The sequence below is a fragment of the Sphingosinithalassobacter sp. LHW66-3 genome (genome assembly GCF_050703275.1).
Classification (GTDB): domain Bacteria; phylum Pseudomonadota; class Alphaproteobacteria; order Sphingomonadales; family Sphingomonadaceae; genus Sphingomonas.
The window spans coordinates 1,131,345-1,149,386 of sequence record NZ_CP193482.1 but is presented as its reverse complement, the minus strand read 5'-3'; the positions used below and the strand labels follow the sequence as shown (position 1 = coordinate 1,149,386).

The 18,042-nt window shown below is 60.5% G+C and carries 17 protein-coding genes; 14 read left to right on the top strand and 3 right to left on the bottom strand.

What is annotated here, in order from left to right; all coding sequences use genetic code 11:
* Positions 1-68: 68 nt before the first annotated feature.
* The 4 genes from ACQ450_RS05310 (at position 69) to ACQ450_RS05295 (ending at position 6,504) form a co-directional block, all read left to right on the top strand.
* The gene (locus tag ACQ450_RS05310) at positions 69-977 is read left to right on the top strand and encodes a DUF7146 domain-containing protein (protein ID WP_431471169.1); all 909 of its coding nucleotides are present in this window, start codon (positions 69-71) and stop codon (positions 975-977) included.
* 103 nt (positions 978-1,080) lie between these two features.
* Positions 1,081-5,319, top strand: a complete 4,239-nt coding sequence (locus ACQ450_RS05305; RefSeq protein WP_431470793.1) for a strawberry notch-like NTP hydrolase domain-containing protein — start codon at positions 1,081-1,083, stop codon at positions 5,317-5,319.
* 55 nt (positions 5,320-5,374) lie between these two features.
* A complete protein-coding gene (locus ACQ450_RS05300; protein ID WP_062770540.1) occupies positions 5,375-5,788 on the top strand; it encodes an MbcA/ParS/Xre antitoxin family protein in 414 nt (137 codons plus the stop codon).
* Entirely contained in the window at positions 5,785-6,504 is a 720-nt protein-coding gene (locus ACQ450_RS05295; RefSeq protein WP_082813427.1) for an RES family NAD+ phosphorylase, read from the top strand. Before ACQ450_RS05300 ends, ACQ450_RS05295 begins: the two co-directional genes overlap by 4 nt.
* A 39-nt stretch (positions 6,505-6,543) precedes the next feature.
* Here the strand turns inward: ACQ450_RS05295 and ACQ450_RS05290 are convergent, their stop codons facing one another.
* Complete coding sequence (locus ACQ450_RS05290) at positions 6,544-7,029, bottom strand: hypothetical protein (RefSeq protein ID WP_431470792.1); 486 nt, start codon at positions 7,027-7,029, stop codon at positions 6,544-6,546.
* 167 nt (positions 7,030-7,196) lie between these two features.
* On the opposite strand from ACQ450_RS05290, the gene ACQ450_RS05285 reads away from it, so the two are divergent.
* The 7 genes from ACQ450_RS05285 to ACQ450_RS05255 all read left to right on the top strand — a co-directional run bounded on the left by ACQ450_RS05285 (position 7,197) and on the right by ACQ450_RS05255 (position 13,652).
* The gene (locus tag ACQ450_RS05285; RefSeq protein ID WP_431470791.1) at positions 7,197-9,185 is read left to right on the top strand and encodes a ParB/RepB/Spo0J family partition protein; all 1,989 of its coding nucleotides are present in this window, start codon (positions 7,197-7,199) and stop codon (positions 9,183-9,185) included.
* Between the two features lie 155 nt (positions 9,186-9,340).
* On the top strand, positions 9,341-10,282 hold the full coding sequence (locus ACQ450_RS05280) for an ArdC family protein (RefSeq protein WP_431470790.1): 942 nt from the start codon (positions 9,341-9,343) through the stop codon (positions 10,280-10,282).
* 11 nt (positions 10,283-10,293) lie between these two features.
* On the top strand, positions 10,294-10,716 hold the full coding sequence (locus ACQ450_RS05275; protein WP_119083634.1) for a hypothetical protein: 423 nt from the start codon (positions 10,294-10,296) through the stop codon (positions 10,714-10,716).
* Between the two features lie 300 nt (positions 10,717-11,016).
* Positions 11,017-11,970 (top strand): DUF2493 domain-containing protein, encoded by a 954-nt coding sequence (locus tag ACQ450_RS05270; RefSeq protein WP_098108455.1) that lies wholly within the window; start codon positions 11,017-11,019, stop codon positions 11,968-11,970.
* Between the two features lie 117 nt (positions 11,971-12,087).
* The gene (locus ACQ450_RS05265) at positions 12,088-12,525 is read left to right on the top strand and encodes a DUF6878 family protein (protein WP_431470789.1); all 438 of its coding nucleotides are present in this window, start codon (positions 12,088-12,090) and stop codon (positions 12,523-12,525) included.
* 10 nt (positions 12,526-12,535) lie between these two features.
* A complete protein-coding gene (locus tag ACQ450_RS05260) occupies positions 12,536-12,964 on the top strand; it encodes a DUF6915 family protein (RefSeq protein ID WP_431470788.1) in 429 nt (142 codons plus the stop codon).
* Between the two features lie 298 nt (positions 12,965-13,262).
* Positions 13,263-13,652, top strand: a complete 390-nt coding sequence (locus ACQ450_RS05255) for a single-stranded DNA-binding protein (protein WP_038575578.1) — start codon at positions 13,263-13,265, stop codon at positions 13,650-13,652.
* Between the two features lie 116 nt (positions 13,653-13,768).
* Here ACQ450_RS05255 and ACQ450_RS05250 read toward each other — a convergent pair whose 3' ends face one another.
* On the bottom strand, positions 13,769-14,053 hold the full coding sequence (locus tag ACQ450_RS05250) for a DUF6437 family protein (protein WP_431470787.1): 285 nt from the start codon (positions 14,051-14,053) through the stop codon (positions 13,769-13,771).
* Between the two features lie 272 nt (positions 14,054-14,325).
* Here ACQ450_RS05250 and ACQ450_RS05245 point away from each other — a divergent pair, with 272 nt between their 5' ends.
* Positions 14,326-14,562 (top strand): hypothetical protein, encoded by a 237-nt coding sequence (locus tag ACQ450_RS05245; RefSeq protein WP_013832744.1) that lies wholly within the window; start codon positions 14,326-14,328, stop codon positions 14,560-14,562.
* 102 nt (positions 14,563-14,664) lie between these two features.
* Here the strand turns inward: ACQ450_RS05245 and ACQ450_RS05240 are convergent, their stop codons facing one another.
* Entirely contained in the window at positions 14,665-15,198 is a 534-nt protein-coding gene (locus ACQ450_RS05240; protein WP_431470786.1) for a hypothetical protein, read from the bottom strand.
* Between the two features lie 102 nt (positions 15,199-15,300).
* Here ACQ450_RS05240 and ACQ450_RS05235 point away from each other — a divergent pair, with 102 nt between their 5' ends.
* Together ACQ450_RS05235 and ACQ450_RS05230 are read left to right on the top strand one after the other, a co-directional pair.
* A complete protein-coding gene (locus ACQ450_RS05235; protein ID WP_215227851.1) occupies positions 15,301-15,633 on the top strand; it encodes a ribbon-helix-helix protein, CopG family in 333 nt (110 codons plus the stop codon).
* Positions 15,623-18,007: a type IV secretion system DNA-binding domain-containing protein gene (locus ACQ450_RS05230; RefSeq protein WP_431470785.1), complete on the top strand. Its 2,385-nt coding sequence runs from the start codon at positions 15,623-15,625 to the stop codon at positions 18,005-18,007. The genes ACQ450_RS05235 and ACQ450_RS05230 overlap by 11 nt, the downstream gene beginning before the upstream one ends.
* Positions 18,008-18,042 lie beyond the last annotated feature (35 nt).

The following is an 18,042-nucleotide window of genomic DNA, read 5'->3' as shown; positions in this document are numbered from 1 at the left end:
AATGAAACGTCAGCGACGCAGAGCGGAGGCTGCGCGGGTGGAGGCACGTTACGATGGAGATGCCCCCCATGCACCAACACCGATCATCCCAATTCCAAGGCATGCAATTGGAAACCCGCGCACGCAAGATAGTCGAGCAGCTGGGCGGCACCTGGTCGCGTTCGCGCGGGATGTGCTGCTGCCCGGCCCACGACGACCGCACTCCTTCGCTAAGCATCACGCTCGGAAAGCGCGCAATCCTAGTTCATTGCTTTGCCGGTTGCACGAACGAGGCGGTGATAGAAGCCATGGCCGGGCACGGAATACGAATTGCAGACCTGTTCGATGGGACGAGTGATCCGATCGTGACCGAACCGCGCGAGGAAGTCGCCAATCGCAATGCCCTGAGGCTCTGGCGTGAGGCATCGACCATCGCCGGTAGCCCTGTCGAGCGATACCTCGAGACCAGAGGTATCACGATTTCGTCGACCGAGCTGCGTTTCCACCCGCGCATGCCTCTGGGGCCAAAAGGTGCTGTCCGGTTTCTTCCCGCGATGGTCGCGGCCGTGCGCAATGATGCCGGGATTCTGGCGCTGCATCGCTCCTTCCTCGACCTCGACAAAACCAGCTTGGCTTCTTTCGATCAGCCCAGGCGTGCGTTAGGCAGTCCCGGTTCTGGCGCCGTGCGTTTCGCGTATCCGGAAGGGGGACGCCTTGGCCTCGCAGAAGGAAACGAAACGGCCCTCTCAGCGATGCAAATGTTCAATGTTCCCTGCTGGGCGACGCTGGGAAACGAACGTTTCGGTCTGGCCACAATCCCGGAATCGGTGCGGCAGCTGTATCTCTTTGTCGACAATGATGCGGGCGGGCGCCTTGCTGAAGAGCGCGCGCGAAAGGCCTACGCTTGCGGAGGGCGGCTGATTGTCACCAGGCGTCCGCAGCAGACCGGCGATGATTGGAATGATGTGCTTATGCGCTCAGTCCGAGCTGCGGTCTGAATGTCGGTGAGAGGAAAGCGGGCTTGGGGCCTTGTGAGGCCCCCGGACGGATCCATCCGAACGGACACCCGGACAAACCCAGGGCCTCTTCAGGAGGTCTCTCATGTCACATGCAAATACCGCTTTCGCATTCTCCGATCCAGCCGAGCCGCAAGTGTTGGCAGCGGCGAGGGCGCTGGCCGCGCGGCTCGCTGCAGATCAAGCAATCTCACGGCTCACTGTGAATGCAACAATGGCCGATCACTTCGGCGGTAGCGACGCCGAAGGACTCTGGTCCGTACGTGATACCCATGCCGCACTTGAATTGGCGCAGGTGCTTTTCCTGGCGCAGGCAACCGAATTCTCACCTGCGATGTCATCCAGCTTCGCCGATGAGGCATTCACGCACTTCGAACGCCTGGTCCCCACCCAGTCCAACCGGAGCGACGAGCAGATCGAGTGGCAACAATTCGCAACGCCGCCCCGTTTGGCCTGGATGGCTGCAAAGGCATCCGCGATTTCTGCCAATGAACTGGTTCTCGAACCTTCGGCCGGGACCGGGATGCTGGGCGTATGGGCGGCAAAGGCCGCTGCGCGTCTTGCTCTCAACGAGATATCGCCGCTGCGCCGCGAATGCCTGGGCGCCGTGTTTCCGGATGCGACAGTCACGGGATTTGACGGCGAATTGATCGACGAACTTCTTTCGCCCGACGTGGGTCCGAGCGTGGTGCTGATGAACCCGCCCTATTCACACGGTATCGAGAGGGGCCACGATAGTCGCACTGGCGATCGCCATTTGCGTTCTGCCTGGAAGCGCCTTCTGCCCGGTGGCCGCCTGGTCGCAGTGATGCCCGAATGGTTCGAGCTTCCGAAGTTCCTCGCCGGGATTGCCGGTCCCGTTTCATTGCGCCTCAACGCGACGATCGAGCGAGGTTTCGTCAAGCAGGGCACATCAATCTCTACCCGGCTCCTGGTTCTCGACAAGGCTGATGATGGTACCAGCCCGATCATCGCCCAGCCTGGAAACTTTGCCGAGCTTCATCTGCTGATCGATATGCTGCCTGAACGGGTAAGCCTGCCCGCCGAGCCCAGCATCGGCATCAAGCCAGCCTTGCCGCTTCGATTGGTGGCGAACAGGACAAAACCGGCTCCACTTAAGGTCCATCCAGCCGCTGCGGCGCCGTCGATACTGCCGCTTGAATTTACTCCGCTCGAAGCACCTGCGCCGATCGAAAGCCAGGTTGGGCATTATTTGCCTTACCGACCGAGCCGGATCTCAATTGCAAATGCGGTCTCCCACCCGACACCGCTGGTAGAATCCGTCGCGATGGGTTCGATAACCGCACCCGTGCCGGAAGTGGTGCCTCAGCTTCCTTCGAGTATCATTGCTGAAGGCGTCTTATCCGCAGCGCAAGTCGAGACCCTGATCTATGCCGCAAGCGCCCATGCCCGCGATCTGCCGGGCCGGTTCGAGCCCGACGACAAGGGCTGCGCCCTCAAGGCGAGCGCCGAGGGGCGCGCCTACCGCATGGGCTACTTTCTTGGGGACGGAACTGGTGCAGGCAAAGGCCGGCAAGTCGCATCCGTCATCCTCGACCGGTGGGTGAGGGGTGATCGGCGCCACATATGGATTTCCAAGAACGAAGCTTTGCTCGAAGACGCCCGCCGCGACTGGAGCGCGCTCGGTGGCCTTCCCATCGACATTCAGCCGCTCGGCCAGTGGAAGCTCGGTGTCCCGATCGGGATGCGCGAGGGCATACTCTTCGTTACTTATCCGACACTGCGCTCGGGCCGCAGCGACGCGACCCGGCTCGAGCAGATCCTCGAATGGGCAGGGGAGGACTTCGACGGGCTCATCGTCTTTGACGAGGCCCATGCGATGGCCAACGCCGCTGGCGGGGAGGGCACACGTGGCAAGGTCAAGGGATCGGAGCAGGGCATCGCCGGTGTTCGTATCCAGAATCTGCTGCCACGCGCCCGCGTGCTCTACGCATCGGCGACCGGGGCATCCGACGTCAATAATCTCGCCTATGCGACCCGTCTTGGCCTGTGGGGTCCCGAGACGGCTTTTGCCAATCGCGAAGCCTTCGTCGCGGACATCCGCGATGGCGGTATCGCTGCAATGGAACTGGTCGCGCGCGATCTGAAGTCACTGGGGCTGTATGCGGCGAGGGCCCTTTCATTCGCCGGAGTTGAGTACGAGATTCTCGAGCATTGCCTGACCCCCGACCAGGTAACGGTTTATGACGCTTATGCAGACGCTTGGGCAATCATACATGCCAACCTGCGCGAGGCACTCGAGGCAACCCGGATCGTCGACACTGATAGTGGCGAAACCCTCAATTCAGGTGCCAAATCGGCTGCGTTTTCGGTGTTTGAAGGCACCAAGCAGCGCTTCTTCGCGCAGCTCCTTCTATCCATGAAGCTGCCGAGCCTGCTGCCTGCGATTGATACGGCACTTGCCGACGGCAACGCTGTTGTAGTGCAACTCGTCTCGACCGCCGAAGCCATGCTCAACCGCCGCCTCGCTGATCTCTCCGATGCGGAACGTGAAGCACTCGAAATCGATCTCTCCCCTCGCGAATACGTGGTCGATTACCTCACCAAAAGCTTTCCGGTTCGGTTGATGGCGGTGTTCACGGACGAGAATGGCAATGCCCGGTCCGAACCGATGAGTGATGAGAATGGTGCTCCTGTTCTCTGTCGTTCGGCGCTTGCCGCGCGCGACCGCATGATCGAGCAGCTCTGTGCCTTGCCGCCGATCGCGACGGCGCTCGATGCGATCATCGAACGGTTCGGTGTCGATCAGGTCGCTGAAGTCACCGGCCGTACTCGCCGCCTGATCGTCGGGCGCGATGGACGCCAGATGCTCCAGTCGCGCTCTCCGCGCTCCAATGTCGCCGAAACGCGAGATTTTATGGACGGGACAAAGCGGATTCTGGTTTTCTCTGATGCCGGTGGCACCGGCCGCAGTTATCATGCCGACCTTGCGGCAAAGAACCAGATGCGCCGGGTCCACTTCCTGCTTGAGCCGGGCTGGCGGGCCGATGCCGCAATTCAGGGCCTTGGCCGTACCAACCGCACCAATCAGGCGTCGGCCCCGCTGTTCCGCCCGGTGACCACCGACGTGCGTGGCGAACGTCGGTTTATATCGACCATTGCACGTCGGCTCGACAGTCTCGGGGCACTGACCCGAGGGCAGCGCCAGACAGGTGGGCAGAACCTCTTCGATCCTGCCGACAATCTCGAGAGCACCTACGCCAAGGAAGCGCTCCATCGCTGGTTCGGCCTGTTGTTCGCAGGCAAGCTGGAAGCCGTTACGCTTTCTCGGTTTGAGGAATTGAGCGGGCTCAGGGTCGAAGGGCCCGACGGCGGGATGGTCGATGACCTGCCAACAATCCAGCGCTGGCTCAATCGCATCCTCGCGTTGCCGATTGCTTTGCAAAACGGCATATTTGACGAGTTTCTCGGCCTCGTCGAAGCGCGGATCGATGCAGCACGCCAGGCCGGCACGCTCGACATTGGGGTCGAGACCATTGCGGTGGAGCATTACGAGGTGCTGACCGATACGCTACTGCGCACCGATCCGCTGTCGGGCGCGACTACGCATCTCCTGGAACTCGAGATCGCCCGCGCGCTCAAGCCTTTGCGTCTCGAACGCCTCGAGGAGCTCTACGGCTTTTCACGCGCGCGTCAGCAGCTTCTGCGTAATACGCGCTCAGGCCGGATCGGGCTGCTTATCCCAGCGCGCAGCCTGCTCACAGACGAAGGTATGCGGGTGGCCCGTTTCGAGCTTGTCCGCCCCTTGAAACACGGACACATCACTGCCGATCAACTCGAAGAGAGCAACTGGGAAGCGGTGGACCCAACCGAATTTCAGCGCCTGTGGCAGGCGGAGGTCGATGACGCCGCATCAAATCACAAGCGCGAGCGACTGCATCTTGCAACCGGCCTGCTGCTTCCGGTGTGGGACAAACTACCTTCCGACTATGTTCGGGTCAGCCGGATCTCGGCGCGAGACGGACGCTCGCTGTTAGGTCGGGAGGTTCCGCTTCATTGCGTGCCCGAACTGTGCCAAGCGCTTGGGCTCGAAGACGAACATGCCTTTTCGGCAGAGCAAATCGTCGATGCGGTGCTCGGCACAGGGCGACCGATGCAAATCAAAAGTCGCGAAGCGCTTACGCTCAAGCGCAGCCTCGTGAATGGCGCGCAGCGGCTCGAACTGGCTGGTTGGTCCGCGTCGCGCCTCGACTGGTACAAGGCACATGGGTGCTTCACCGAGATAATACGCTATCAGACGCGACTCTTCGTCCCGACGACGAGCGCTATGGCGGTCTTGGCGCGGCTTGCAGGCCAAATTTGACGTATCTTGCCAAATGGCATTAAAGATGATATATGCTGCCATATGGAGAATAGTCATGTTGGCTTTGCAACCCGTTGATACCGTCCCCCACGCCTTCCGGCCCGATCCTGTAACCCAACAGGAAGCAGCGGCGATGTTCCGCGCCGTGCTGAATCTGTTTGGGAAATGGGAACTGACCGACGAACAAGCCGCGACTTTGCTCGACATGCCGCTTCGCTCCTATCGCCGGTGGAAGGCTGAGGGTGCAGGCCGTGTCTCGCGCGATGGCGCGGCGCGGCTCTCCAACCTGATGGGTATCCACAAGGCGCTGAGGATCATCTTTTCCGAAGCCCAGCGTGGCTACGCCTGGATCAAGGCAGGTAACGCCGCCTTTGCCGGAGCGAGTGCGCTCGAAGTCATGCTTGGCGGCGAACTGACTGATATCATGCGGGTGCGTCGCTATCTTGATGACGAACGTGGCGCCTGGTGATTGATCCCAAGGCAATTCCGATTGCCCAAGTCGAGTGGAAAGGTGCTGTGCGGATTATCCGCAGTGCCTTTCCACCGATCGACCTGTTCGAAGATATCGCAGACCCCGCAGATTGGCCGCTGCTGATCTCTGCCGAGCAAAAAACCAATCCTCGTATCATGGCGACGATCGGCAATCTCGATCTGGTACCTGCAGACCGTCGGGTAGGGGGCAACGGCGCATCCTATCTGATGGCCCCTTTCACGCATGTCAGCACTGACCGACCAAGTCGATTCACCGATGGGACCTACGGCGTCTTATACGCGGGGGATGCATTTGAAACTGCGCTGTTCGAGACAATCCATCATCATGCCCGCTTCATGGCTCGCACTTCCGAAGCGCCAGGTTGGACCTCGCAGTTCCGTGAGATCATCCTTTCGGTAAGCGCCGATCTTCACGATCTCAGGAGCCTTGCCGCAGGCGATCCCGCACTTGATCCCGACAACTATGCTGCATCGCAAGCTCTCGCTGTTGAGCTCAAAGGGGGCGGGGCCGAAGGTCTTGTCTATCCGAGCATCCGGCATCCGGGTGGTGAATGTGTCGGCTTGTTCTACCCGGACTGTGCATCCGACCCCACTCAGGGACGTCACCTCGACTACCACTGGGACGGAATGGGTGTCGATCTGGTTCGAGATGCGGGTACAGGGGCGGTGTTTCGGGTGGTCGGTTCTGCTTGAGCGAAAGATCCACGGCGCGCAGGCCAAAAGGCAATCCAGCTATGAAGCGACATCCGCCCAACTCAATTTCAACGAAGTGCCCTTCACCTTAGGCAGGGCTTTGCGGTCGAGCAGCTTGCCCTGCACGTCAAAGTCAGAATCAATCTTCACGATCAGGACCTTGCTAAAGTTGCGCCTGAGATTGAGCGTAATTGTGTCGTTGCTCTTGAAAGGCGTAATCGTCTTCACTTCAACGAAGTGATTGCCAATTTTGCCATCTGATCCTTGTGCGTAATTCCGGTGCAGTTTGAGCCCGTGAGTGATTGCCCCATAGAGTTCGCCGAGATCGCCATACACCTGAAGGTGGCTACCCGTGAGCTCGTAATAGTTCTGCGCAACAGCGAGCAAGTCTTGAAAGATCGGAACCAGATCGACGTCGAGGTTCGGAAACCGGGCTTCGAACTCCAAACGAGCCAGATGTGTGTTGATCTCAGTCCAGGTAATCCATTCACCATCATCGTAAATGGCGCTGTCTTCGTTCCACATGTCTGTTGGGCCGTGCATCATACTGGCGTGACATGCCATCTTACCAGTAAATGACTGGTTTCCTTATCAACGACTGCGCCCATAGAAGAGGAAAGGAAGCTTGCTTCTGACTGAGCCGAAGAAGCGTCGATGGTCGATGCTTGAGCTCACAATCAGGAGTATTTCCCATGATCAAGTCGATCCCGCTGACCAAGTTGGTCCAGTCCCCACGCAATGTGCGCCGTCATGGCGACCCAGCTGCGGACGTCGAATTGAAGGCGAGCATTGCAGCCCATGGCTTGTTGCAGAACCTCATCGTTCGGCCTGCTGCTCGTGGAAAATTCGAGGTCGAAGCCGGAGAGCGCCGCCGATGCGCCTTGCTGGCGCTAGCCGAAGAGAAGGTCTTGCCGAAAGGCCACGAGGTTACCTGCCTCGTGCTTGAGGACGATGCGGAAATCGCAGTCGAAACGAGCCTGGCCGAAAACTTCCATCGCCTCGCGATGAACCCAGCCGACGAAGCGCAGGCGTTCGCTGCCCTTATTGATGCCGGTGCCTCGACGGAAGATGTCGCGCGCCGCTTCGGGCTGACGGTCCGCTTCGTCGAAGGCCGTCTGCGTCTCGCGACCCTCGCGCCTGTCGTTTTCGATGCTCTGGCATCCGGTGAAATCACTCTCGATCTCGCCAAAGCTTTCGGCGCGACCTCCGACCAGGAAATTCAGGCTCGCGTCTATGAACAGGCGTCCTGGGGCTATTATGCGCCCAGCGCCGACAGCATCCGGCGCATGGTGCTCTCTGGCACGGTTCGCGGCAGCGACGCTCGGGCCCGTCTTGTCGGGCGCGATGCCTATATCGCTTCAGGTGGCCGGATCGAACGCGAACTATTCGACGACGATGACAGCGAGTCCTGGGTTGATGTCGCGCTTCTCGAAACCCTCGCCTCGGAGGAGATGGAAAAGCGCGCCAAGTCGCTCGCAGCAGAGCAAGGTCTTGCCTGGGTCAAGCCGACGCTTGACGCTTATGCCAGTCATGATCTTGTGGAAGGCCTCATTCGCCTTCCGGCCGAACCGGCTCCGTTGACTGACGCCGAACTGGCTCGCCTTGACGAACTCGATGCTTCCTATGACGAGCATGCGGCCATTCTCGAGGATGAAGACAGCGCCGAAGAAGCAATTGCCGCGGCCGAGGCGACGATCGAAGCGATCGAGCGCGAATGCCAGGAAATTCGGGCAAAGCCCCCGGAGCTGGCACCCGAACTGAAGGCCGATGCCGGAATGATCCTCGTTCTCTCGCGCGACGGCACACCGGTTCTCCAGCCGGTGTTCTACGGCGAGCGCGATATCGAAGTCGTCGGTGACGAGGATGTCGTCGAAGTCGTTCCGAGTGTCGGCAGTGATGGCAAACGCCGTGCAGCGCTTTCCAAGCGTCTGGTCGACGAACTTGCGATGCAACGTCGTGACGTGCTCGCGCTCCACGTGGCATCGGATCCCGGCCTTTCGCTCGACATTATGGTCTTCACCCTCGCGGATGCCGACACCCACGACTGGCGGTCACGCGCGGCCACGACCCTGCGTGGCGGCGTCCCCGCGGGTCCGATTGTCGGGTTCGAAGCAAAGGATGCGCCGGCAAGCGCATCCCTTGCGGACCTGCGCTCGGGTCTCGATGAGAGCTGGCGATCTGGCGAAGACGCTTCGTCGCGCTTCAAGATGTTTCGGGCACTCGCCGATGAAAGTCGCGCAGCATGGCTCGGCTTCGTCGTCGCTCGCACACTCGAGGCGAGCCTCAACATGGCAGGCGAACGTCAGATCACGTTCCAGGATCATCTGGGCAGCACGATCGGCATCGACATGGCGCAATGGTGGCGTCCGACCGCGGCAAACTACTTCGACCGCGTCTCGAAGCAGGTCATCCTTGATGCGCTCATCGATGTCGGCGGACTGGAACTGTCCTCGCGCTTCGCATCGGTGAAAAAGGGCGATCTTGCGATGAGCGCCGAGCGCGTCTTCGCGGGGACCTACATCACCGAAGTCGAAGTTCGGGAAAGGGCGCTCGCCTGGGTGCCCGAAGTCATGCGCTTTGCCGACCAGCCGGAAATTCCTGCCGATAGCGAAGCGCAATGTCCCGACGCGGATTTCGTCGCCAACGACGACAATCAGCCCCCGAGCGAGCTGGCCGCCTGACCTCCTCCTGACAGGAACGGTTGCTCGCCACCGTGAAGCGGTCCTCCGGCACATGCCGGGGGGCCGCTTCCTTCATGGAAAGAGAGCGGAGGGGGCTCCGGGATCTCCGGCACTGATCGACGGAACTGTCGTCAGGCCATTTCAGGAGATCCAACATGGCCTATCGCAAGGGACAAAGCGGCGGAGTGTCGCCTACTACCCGTATCACCCAGGAAATCATCGCACGCCTCGAGTCCGGCACGAAGCCGTGGATCAAGCCATGGCGCGGTTTGCCAGTCTCGCGTCCATTGCGGGCGTGCGGCATCCCTTATCGCGGCATGAATGTATTCTGGCTCTGGATGGTTGCCGACATGTGCGGTTACGCCTCGCCGTTCTGGATGACCTACAATCAGGCCAAAGAACTGGGCGCACAGGTGCGCAAGGGTGAAAAATCCACCATCGCCATCTTCTACAAGAGCTACACCAAGGAAGTCGAAGCCCCCGACACCGGCGAAAAAACCGACGAAAGTCGTCGCGTGTTGAAGGCCTATCCGGTTTTCAATGCTGATCAGGTCGAAGGTCTGCCCGAGCGTTTCCATCCCGCCGCGACGCTTGAGGTGGTGGAGCCCGAGGGCCGTCAGGCTGAACTCGACTCATTCTTTGCCCGTATTCCGGCCGTGCTGCGGCATCAGGGCGACGAAGCCTATTATGAGCCAGTGGCTGACCGGGTGACAATGCCGCCTGCGCATCTCTTCTCGGGCTTCGACCACTATTACGCGACGCTCGCGCACGAGCTGTCGCATTGGACCGGCCATGCCAGTCGCCTCGACCGCAATCTCAAGAATCGATTTGGTTCTGCAGCTTACGCTGCCGAGGAACTCATTGCCGAACTTTCGAGCGCTATGCTTGGCGCTGAACTCGGTCTGCCAGTCACCCACCTCGATAGCCATGCGAGCTATATCGAGCACTGGCTCAAGCTCCTGAAGCAGGATGACCGTGCCATTCTCACCGCTGCCGCGAAGGCTGAGGAAGCATCAAGGCTTTTGCTCAGACTCGGAGGACGGATCTCTGCCGATGATACCGACGAAGCGTCCGCCGACGCTGCGTTGGCCGCCTGAAGGAGGGTGTCATGGGCCGATCGGTCAGTTACCCCAGCGGGGCCATTGTCGCCTTCACTGTGCTCGAAGTTGAAAACGACGACGACTGGGACTTCGAATATGAGTGGCTCCGCGAAGATCTGCGCGAGCGCGCAGGGCAGGCATTCCCTTCCCTGATTGCCCACGACGGTTGGCGGGGCCGCGAAGACCGCATCCTCATGCGCAATGCCTATGCAGATTTCGGCGTGTCGGTTTACGCTGGCCTGGTTGCGGTGTGGATCGTCGAGCGTGACGATGGCGCCTATTGGGATGCCGATTGGCGCACGGCCAGATCGCCCAGAGCACAGCGCTGGCTGTCCCAGATCGCCTCGCGCTTTGAAGCGTTGTTCGGCGACTTCGTCTGCCTCGGTCACATGTCGAACGGTGAGGGCGTCTATGCAAAACGGGTGGCCTGAATGCGCCAGTCACTTTGATCGTGGCGAGGTGCCTGTCCTCCCTGACGAAACTTGCTTTTGCACTCATGGCCTGAAGCCATGCGAGAAAGGCCCTGGGCCAGCCGCCAGTCTGCCGCAACCCGGCTTGCGCAGGCCCGAGTTGGCCCGGCCCTGTGGGCCGTTGGCCTGCCCGCGCCAGTCTGCCCAAGCGGGTTTCCCCTGTCGGGTGCGGAGACTGCCTCAAGCTGGCCCTGACGGGCACTCGCTGGCGCAGCCATGAGCGGGTGCGTCAGCCTCACGCCAGTCAGGAGGACAATACCCATGCACTCATCATTTTCTGACCAACTTGCCGGCCTCGATCTTTCCGGTTTTTCGATTGGTCCTGCCCCGGTTTCCACCAATGACTTTCCGGTCCACGAGGCGGTCGTCCAGACTCTCGAAGCGGTCTGGTCCGATCTCTTTGCAATGGTCACGGGGACTGCGCTGGAGGCCGATGCCGAGGACCTCGGCTGGGCGTTCGTCAACATCTTCCACCGTTCCGCGACCCGCAAATCGACCGCCGTCGACCGCGCAACCGACGAAGTCCGAGCGCTCGTCGCCACTGCAGATGGATCCGAAATTCACACCCATGAACTCGAGACCCAGGTTGAGCGTGCGCAGTGTGCCGAAGGGGCTATGCTCGCTCTCGAAGAGATGCGCGAAGTGGCCGCTGGCCTCTATCTCAACGAGTTTGGCTCCTCGTGGAAGCCCGTGTCGAGTTCGCGCTTCAATCACAGCGCCATGCTGACTTCCGCGCTTGTCGAGGGCCGCGAGTTCGTCCGAGCCCGGTCCGAAGCCAAGCGCCGCGCCGCCATGCCAGAAGGTACGCCGGTGATCTTTGCCGGTGGCCGCACACGCCATCCAAACGAGCAGGACGCTCTCACTTTCGCCAACAACGTCTGGGCTACTCTGGACAAGGTTCACGACCGGGTTCCTGACATGGTTCTTGTCCACGGCGGTGATACCAAGGGCGTTGACCGTCTGGCATCTTCTTGGGCGGAACGACGCAACATCCCGCAAATCAGCTTCTCCCTCGACATGCGCCTGGGGGCACGCGCAGGCTTCAAGCGCAATGAGCGTATGCTCTCGCTTGACCCCCGTTATGTCGTCGCCTTTCCCGGAAACGGGGTCCTGGAGCGCCTCGTCATCGAAGCGAAATCCCGTCGGATTACCGTCGTTGATCGCCGCGGTCCGCTTGGAACTTCTCCCAAGCGCGCGGCTCAGGATACCGACTGATGCGTCCGGCATCGCGCCAGCGCCATCGGCGCTGGCGCAGGCCGTCAGAGGAAAGAGATCGCCTGTTATCGTGGGCAAGACGATCGGTCCTTGCCCCCACATTGCAGGAGAAATCTGATGACTGATTTTCAGGCGATCATGGCGGATTTTGCTGTCCGCCAGGCTGAGCGCGCGGCGCAGGCACAAAGTGAAATCCAACGGCTCAAGGCAGCTATCATTGCCCCGCTGCGCAATGCCGAAATTGCCCGCGTAGAAATCCGTTTCGATGGGTGCGGCGACAGCGGTGCGGTCGAAGAATGCGTCTTCTCTAACGCCGGCGGGGCGAGTGTTCCCTGTCCCGAAGTGACGATCGATTGTGCTGGAGAAGGCGACGACCAGAGCCTCAATTCCGCCCTCGAGCAACTGACTTACCTTGCTCTCGAACGCCATCATCCCGGATGGGAAATCAATGATGGTGCCTGCGGCGAACTGGTCATCGACGTGGCTACGCCGAGTTTCGTTCTGGACTGCCAGCTGCGTTACACGGCGACCGACGACCATTCGACTGATCTCTAGGAGAGGTGCGATGGCTCATTGCTACTATCATGCCCTATCGTCGGTCCGGAAATGGGGAGGGGTGGTGGAAGATTACCTGCCGCTCCACCAATGGTTTGACCAGTCGAAGGCGATTTTTGCTGATCCGCGGCACCGGGCCCTTCGGCACCATGCCGAAGGCATTTTCATGCTCGAAACGCTGTTCGGGCCTACCATCGTCAACGCCGAGAACCGTGTCGTGCCTGTTCGCCTTGTAGGCGAGCAGCACGTCCGCGAGGACTTGGGTACGATTCCTTCCTTTGCGGATTGGGGGCGCCTAATCACGCCCCAAGACTGGATGTTGCGGGGGCACCGTCTGGACGAGCCTATACCGCTTGGCACTGTGGAGACTGGTGCTGGCGGTGCGTTTTCAGGGGGTCTTTCGTCCGCTTCGGGAGGAGCGTCCGTAGTCGAGATATGAGGTCGCCTTCGAGGCAGGCGAGGTCAGGGGGTACGTGGCATCCCGATAATACGAAAAGTCATGGCTTGGCCTGTGCAAGGCACTCGGGACCAACCCGGCCTGTAAGCAAACCTTTCCTGAAGCATCCCCGTCGAGACGCGCAACCCCGATCAGGTCCGGCCGAGTTGCCGGGCTGCGCCCGGCTGCCCGCACCACCCGAACCAGATCGAGGTTTCCCTTCGGTGCGCTTCGCCGTGGCCGCTTCCTAGTCGGGTTTGCAGCCGGGATGGACCCGGAATGCTCGATCAGGAGAAAGACCATGACCAATCTCGTTATCCTCGTTGGCCGCATCGCTCGCGACCCCGAAACCCGCACTACCCAGGGCGGCACCAACATCACCTCGATCTCGGTCGTCACCGACCGTCCCGCCCGCAAGGACGGCAAGACCTACAAGGACGAAAACGGCTACACCGCCAAGGACAGCGAATTCCACCGCGTGACCTGCTTCAACGGTCTCGGCCAGAATGTCGCCAAGTACTGCACCAAGGGCCAGCTCGTGACGGTTGAGGGGCGCATCCACTATACGCAGTGGGAAGACCAAGACGGCACCAAGCGCTACGGCTGCGAGATCATCGCCGACAAGGTGGACTTCCTCACCAAGGGCCGGGCGTCGAACAATGAGGGTGCGCCCGACATCGATGAGGACTGAGTGCCTCCCGCAAACAACAAGGCTCCGATGGTTCGCGCCATCGGGGCCTTTTTTGTGCTCGCTGTCGTGAACGGCGGGGCGGGGCATCGAGCCCACACCCTGCCGCGGTTGAAGTGTCAGGCGGGGGAGAGCCGCTTGAGAGCATCGTCGATCCCGATGGTGAGTGATGCGCGGATGAGCTGCTTCAATTGCGCAGGTTCGATCGTCTCGGCTCCGCATTCGAGAAGAACCTTGCCCAGTTCGCCGGCTGCTTCATCACGGAGCCTGGCCTCCAGTGCATCGAGTTCTTCGCGCTGCTCCCGCAGTTTTTTGAGCGCATTACGCGCGCTCGGTTTGGACCTGGCCATCAGATTGTCCTTTCGCTGGCCGTTGGTCCCCTCCACGCGCGACAGTGCCAGCATGGGGCCATGTAGGAAAACGGTTTTTGCCGCGATGCCAGTGCTTTTCACGCTGACGTTGGAGAGGTCTCTCTCGCAGAAAGTCCAAGTGTGATGCGGGCTTTGGGGCCGCGTCAAGGACGACGGGGCCCCACCATTTTTACCGGGCAAGCCCGGCAAAAATCGTTTCCCCCATCGCCGCTTCGCGGCCGCGCTATGCGCGGTCCCTGACCCGGCCCGTCACCCACATCCTCGCAGCTCCTGATGCGACGCATCGAACATCAGGAGGAAAGATCATGTACGCTTCACTGAATATCGCGCAGGGTTCATTCCAGGCAGATCAGGCAGCTTTCGTTGCCGCACTCGACAAGGCTCATGCCCGGTCCCTTCACAGCTACTTCACCCAATATGTCCTGACCGATGGTGAGGCAGGTTACATCGCGGTCGATGAGGGCGATTACGGCGCACTGCCCAAGGCCATGCTGGACCGGGTCATCGACACAGTGCCCGGAAAGCTGAGCGATGAATTCTGAGGCTACACACAAGGAGGAAGTCCGTCAGGGCTTCCTCCTTTCTTTTTGCTCGGGTCCCGTATTGTCGCTCCCGGAGGCATCGCGCGAGCATTCCCTGCGGCATCAGTCCTCGGCGTCCGACGCATCGAATATCTCGAGCCGATCGGGCATGTCGAGTACCTTCATTGCCGCTGCTGAAATGGCTTCGGCCTTCGTCGGAAAGGCTTCTGCCGAACTGATTGACACGCCGCTCGAATAGGTCACGGTTGCCTGGAATCCGTTGCCTTTGGGTGTCGCGCTCAGTGTTACATCCGCCATAGCCATGCTCCAGGAGAGATGTCCGCGACACCATTCTTCCTGTCGGCGGACTCGATCGATCTTTAACACAATCGGCAATCGAGCGGCATCGTCTTCATCCCCTGATTTTGGGAGTTCAAAACCGCCGATCCCGTGCTGGTCATGACACTGGAACCTACCCTCTAAGCTGGGGACGGAAGAGCACACCGTACGCGACAAATCGCAAGCGGGAGGCGATAAAAAAGAGTGTAAAGACAGCGTGTTGATGGATTCTTGCAAAAATGGCTGCTTCTCAATCAGAAATGAATGGTCGCCAATTCGCCAATCGAATTTGATTGAAGGCAGCCAGAAAGGGCGCATTCCTGCGCATCTTGCATGTTCTTGACATGTTCTCGTTTCTGATTTAGACAATAACCGCCTTTCGCAGTGCGTTCCGGGCTCCTGACCACAAGGAGTCCGTGCATGACACGGCCAAAATCTCTCCAGGTACATGTCACCGTCGAGCTCGCTGAGCGGGTTCGTACTGCAGCAAAGCGGCGCGATATAAGCGTCAGCGAATGGATCCGGTCGCTGCTTTCGCAGGCATGCGAAAACGACGATCTTGCATCCAAGCTCGAAACATCGGTCGACCGCATCAGCCGTCAATCAGTGTTCACGATGGTCGGCGTCGATGCCCTTCTCGCAGGGCATGCCGATCACGGTCTGCGTGAGCGAGCCCATCAAGCCTACGCGCGCAAATGCAAGGAACTGGGGCTCACCGCAAATGCCGGCGAGGGAGGTTCCGATGAAGCGTAACCTCGTCAACTTCACGCGCGGAAGTCAGCTGCTCGGACACTTCAGCTTCATGTTTGCAGCAGGTCTCAAGGGGCCGCTGATCATCGCCGCCATCGGCATTTCCTGGACTAGCTGGTGGACCATTTCGGCAGGGCTGAGCGATCACGAAGCCTACCTCGTCTGGATGCGAATTTATGCTGCCATCTACGGCTTCATGGAGTTCGATCCGGCCAAACAGGTCGCACTCGAAACGGGGTTCGGAGGAACCGTCCAGATCCCCATCATAATGCTCGATGCCTATCCGCCGGTGATCCGTGCGTGGGATCATCTGCTCGACTTGCTGGGCGATGCTCTGGTGCGTTCGGCCCTGCTTCTCGTGCCGGCGTTCGTGCTGTTTTACTGGTTCGCAGCGCGCTTCGGCAGCCGTTCAAAAGAGCGCAAACATGAGCGCGGGGCCATGCTCGTGACACTACCCGAACTGGTCGATGAGCTGCGCGGGCACAACCAGCGCGAGCGCGCCCGTGAGCTTTCGAGCGCTATGGGTTGGAAATGGCATCTGTGTTCGCCCAAGGAACTGTCTGCGGCATTTCCCTACCGGCCCTCGCATCTTGCGACGGTTGTTTATCCTTGGCGGCTCGAACAGAGCCACGCCATGCTCATCGGGACCACCGGCATGGGCAAGACAGTCGCCATGTCGGACATGATTGCCGAAGCCCGCGCCAAGGGACAGCGCTGCGTCGTCTTCGACCTCACCGGCGCTTTCATCGAACACTTCTACCAGGCCGACCGGGACATAATTCTGAACCCGCTCGACGCGCGCTGTCCCCAATGGAGCCTCTTCGACGAATGCCGCACCGAAGGTGAATTCTGGGCGGCAGCGGAAGCCCTCGTACCCCATGATGGGGGCGGGGAGGCGCAGTTCTGGGTTATCGCGGCGCGTGCCTTGTTCGTCGAGTTCTGCCTCAAGCTGGTGGCCGAAGGGCGGGGCACCAATGCTGCGCTTGCCCGCGAACTGATGACCGCTGATCTCTCGCGGGTCCACGCCATGATGCGAGGCACGATCGCCGATCCCCTGACTGCTCCTGAAGCCGCGCGTATGGCTGAATCGATCCGGGCAGTGTTCAACGTGAACGCCAAGGCGCTGAAGCTCCTGCCCACTTCCGGGCGCCGCTTTTCGGTCCGCGATTGGATCGAGGAGGGCACCCATGAAGACGAGGGCACTAACGCCAAGAGAAGTGGCTCGATGGTCTTCATCTCCGCGCGCTACGTGGACATGAGCGTGTGCGCGCAGTTGCTCACGCTGTGGCTCGATACGGCGATGAACACGCTGATGACGATGCCTCGCACCAAGGACCTCAAATGCTGGTTCTTCATCGACGAGCTGGGCGCGCTTCACCGGCTCCCCGCTCTCGAGAAAGGCCTGCAGACAGCGCGCAATTTCGGCGGCGCAATCGTCACCGGCATCCATGCCTATGCCAAGCTCAAGGAGGTCTACGGTGAGAACATGGCGATGACGCTTGCATCGCTTGCTCGGACCAAATTGATCCTCGGTACGGCAGACCGCGAGACGGCTACCTGGTGTTCCGACTTCATCGGGCATCGCCAGGTTCGCGACATGGAAGAAGGCTACACCTATGGCTACAACAATGCCCGCGATGCCGTCAGCCTGACGCCGCGCAAGCATATCGAGCCTTTGCTGCTGCCCGACCAATTGATGAACCTGCCGCGTCTGTCGGGCTTTATCAAATTCCCGGACGGCTTTCCTGCAGCGCCGGTCCGTCTGAAGCCGATAGACCGGGAAAGAATCGCGCATGTTTTCGTCGGTAGGGCCAAGGATCGACAGCCGACCCGACAAGTCGAAGGCAAGAGTGAAGGCGGCGAGACAGCTGACAATCCGCCAGCAAATCATAGCGAACATCCCTCGTCGAACGATGACGGGGCAGGCAAGCCTGTCGTCCCAAAGCAAGGTACTCTTCCGCTAGAGCCGGTGGTCGAGGCGGATGCCAAGCAATCACGCCAGCAGGCGGCGAAACGGGCAGAAAAGGACATTCCCGACGACCCCAGGAAGCCGTCAGGCAAGTCTGGTCATCGGCGAAAATCGCCGCCCGAAGCGCACAAGGCAACGCCGCGCAATTCCCGTCCGTTGCTGCCAACGAGTGCGGCGCTCCGCAAAGGCGATCATCCCGATGAGAAGGATCCACCGAATAGCGTGAAGGAGGGACGCCGAAGCGACTTGCCGCGGGCCAATCCGCCCTCGGATAAGCCGCAAGCCGTCGATCGGACAGCCCAGCGCCAGCGAGAGGCAGAAGCCCGCAAGCTCATGCTCGAAGACGGCGTTCCCGAGCAGGATCAGCCTTTGCACGAGGGTCCCGATCTCGGCGATTTCGAACTGTGACGCACGAGGCAGACGCCGCCGGGCGGAGTGACGCC

What these genes read in the sequence shown, in the direction of transcription:
- ACQ450_RS05310 (WP_431471169.1), top strand. Translation starts at nt 69, where the DNA reads ATGCACCAACACCGATCATCCCAATTCCAAGGCATGCAATTGGAAACC.
- ACQ450_RS05305 (WP_431470793.1), top strand. Translation starts at nt 1,081, where the DNA reads ATGTCACATGCAAATACCGCTTTCGCATTCTCCGATCCAGCCGAGCCG.
- ACQ450_RS05300 (WP_062770540.1), top strand. Translation starts at nt 5,375, where the DNA reads ATGTTGGCTTTGCAACCCGTTGATACCGTCCCCCACGCCTTCCGGCCC.
- ACQ450_RS05290 (WP_431470792.1), bottom strand. Translation starts at nt 7,029, where the DNA reads ATGTGGAACGAAGACAGCGCCATTTACGATGATGGTGAATGGATTACC.
- ACQ450_RS05285 (WP_431470791.1), top strand. Translation starts at nt 7,197, where the DNA reads ATGATCAAGTCGATCCCGCTGACCAAGTTGGTCCAGTCCCCACGCAAT.
- ACQ450_RS05280 (WP_431470790.1), top strand. Translation starts at nt 9,341, where the DNA reads ATGGCCTATCGCAAGGGACAAAGCGGCGGAGTGTCGCCTACTACCCGT.
- ACQ450_RS05275 (WP_119083634.1), top strand. Translation starts at nt 10,294, where the DNA reads ATGGGCCGATCGGTCAGTTACCCCAGCGGGGCCATTGTCGCCTTCACT.
- ACQ450_RS05270 (WP_098108455.1), top strand. Translation starts at nt 11,017, where the DNA reads ATGCACTCATCATTTTCTGACCAACTTGCCGGCCTCGATCTTTCCGGT.
- ACQ450_RS05265 (WP_431470789.1), top strand. Translation starts at nt 12,088, where the DNA reads ATGACTGATTTTCAGGCGATCATGGCGGATTTTGCTGTCCGCCAGGCT.
- ACQ450_RS05260 (WP_431470788.1), top strand. Translation starts at nt 12,536, where the DNA reads ATGGCTCATTGCTACTATCATGCCCTATCGTCGGTCCGGAAATGGGGA.
- ACQ450_RS05255 (WP_038575578.1), top strand. Translation starts at nt 13,263, where the DNA reads ATGACCAATCTCGTTATCCTCGTTGGCCGCATCGCTCGCGACCCCGAA.
- ACQ450_RS05250 (WP_431470787.1), bottom strand. Translation starts at nt 14,053, where the DNA reads ATGCTGGCACTGTCGCGCGTGGAGGGGACCAACGGCCAGCGAAAGGAC.
- ACQ450_RS05245 (WP_013832744.1), top strand. Translation starts at nt 14,326, where the DNA reads ATGTACGCTTCACTGAATATCGCGCAGGGTTCATTCCAGGCAGATCAG.
- ACQ450_RS05240 (WP_431470786.1), bottom strand. Translation starts at nt 15,198, where the DNA reads ATGCGCCCTTTCTGGCTGCCTTCAATCAAATTCGATTGGCGAATTGGC.
- ACQ450_RS05235 (WP_215227851.1), top strand. Translation starts at nt 15,301, where the DNA reads ATGACACGGCCAAAATCTCTCCAGGTACATGTCACCGTCGAGCTCGCT.
- ACQ450_RS05230 (WP_431470785.1), top strand. Translation starts at nt 15,623, where the DNA reads ATGAAGCGTAACCTCGTCAACTTCACGCGCGGAAGTCAGCTGCTCGGA.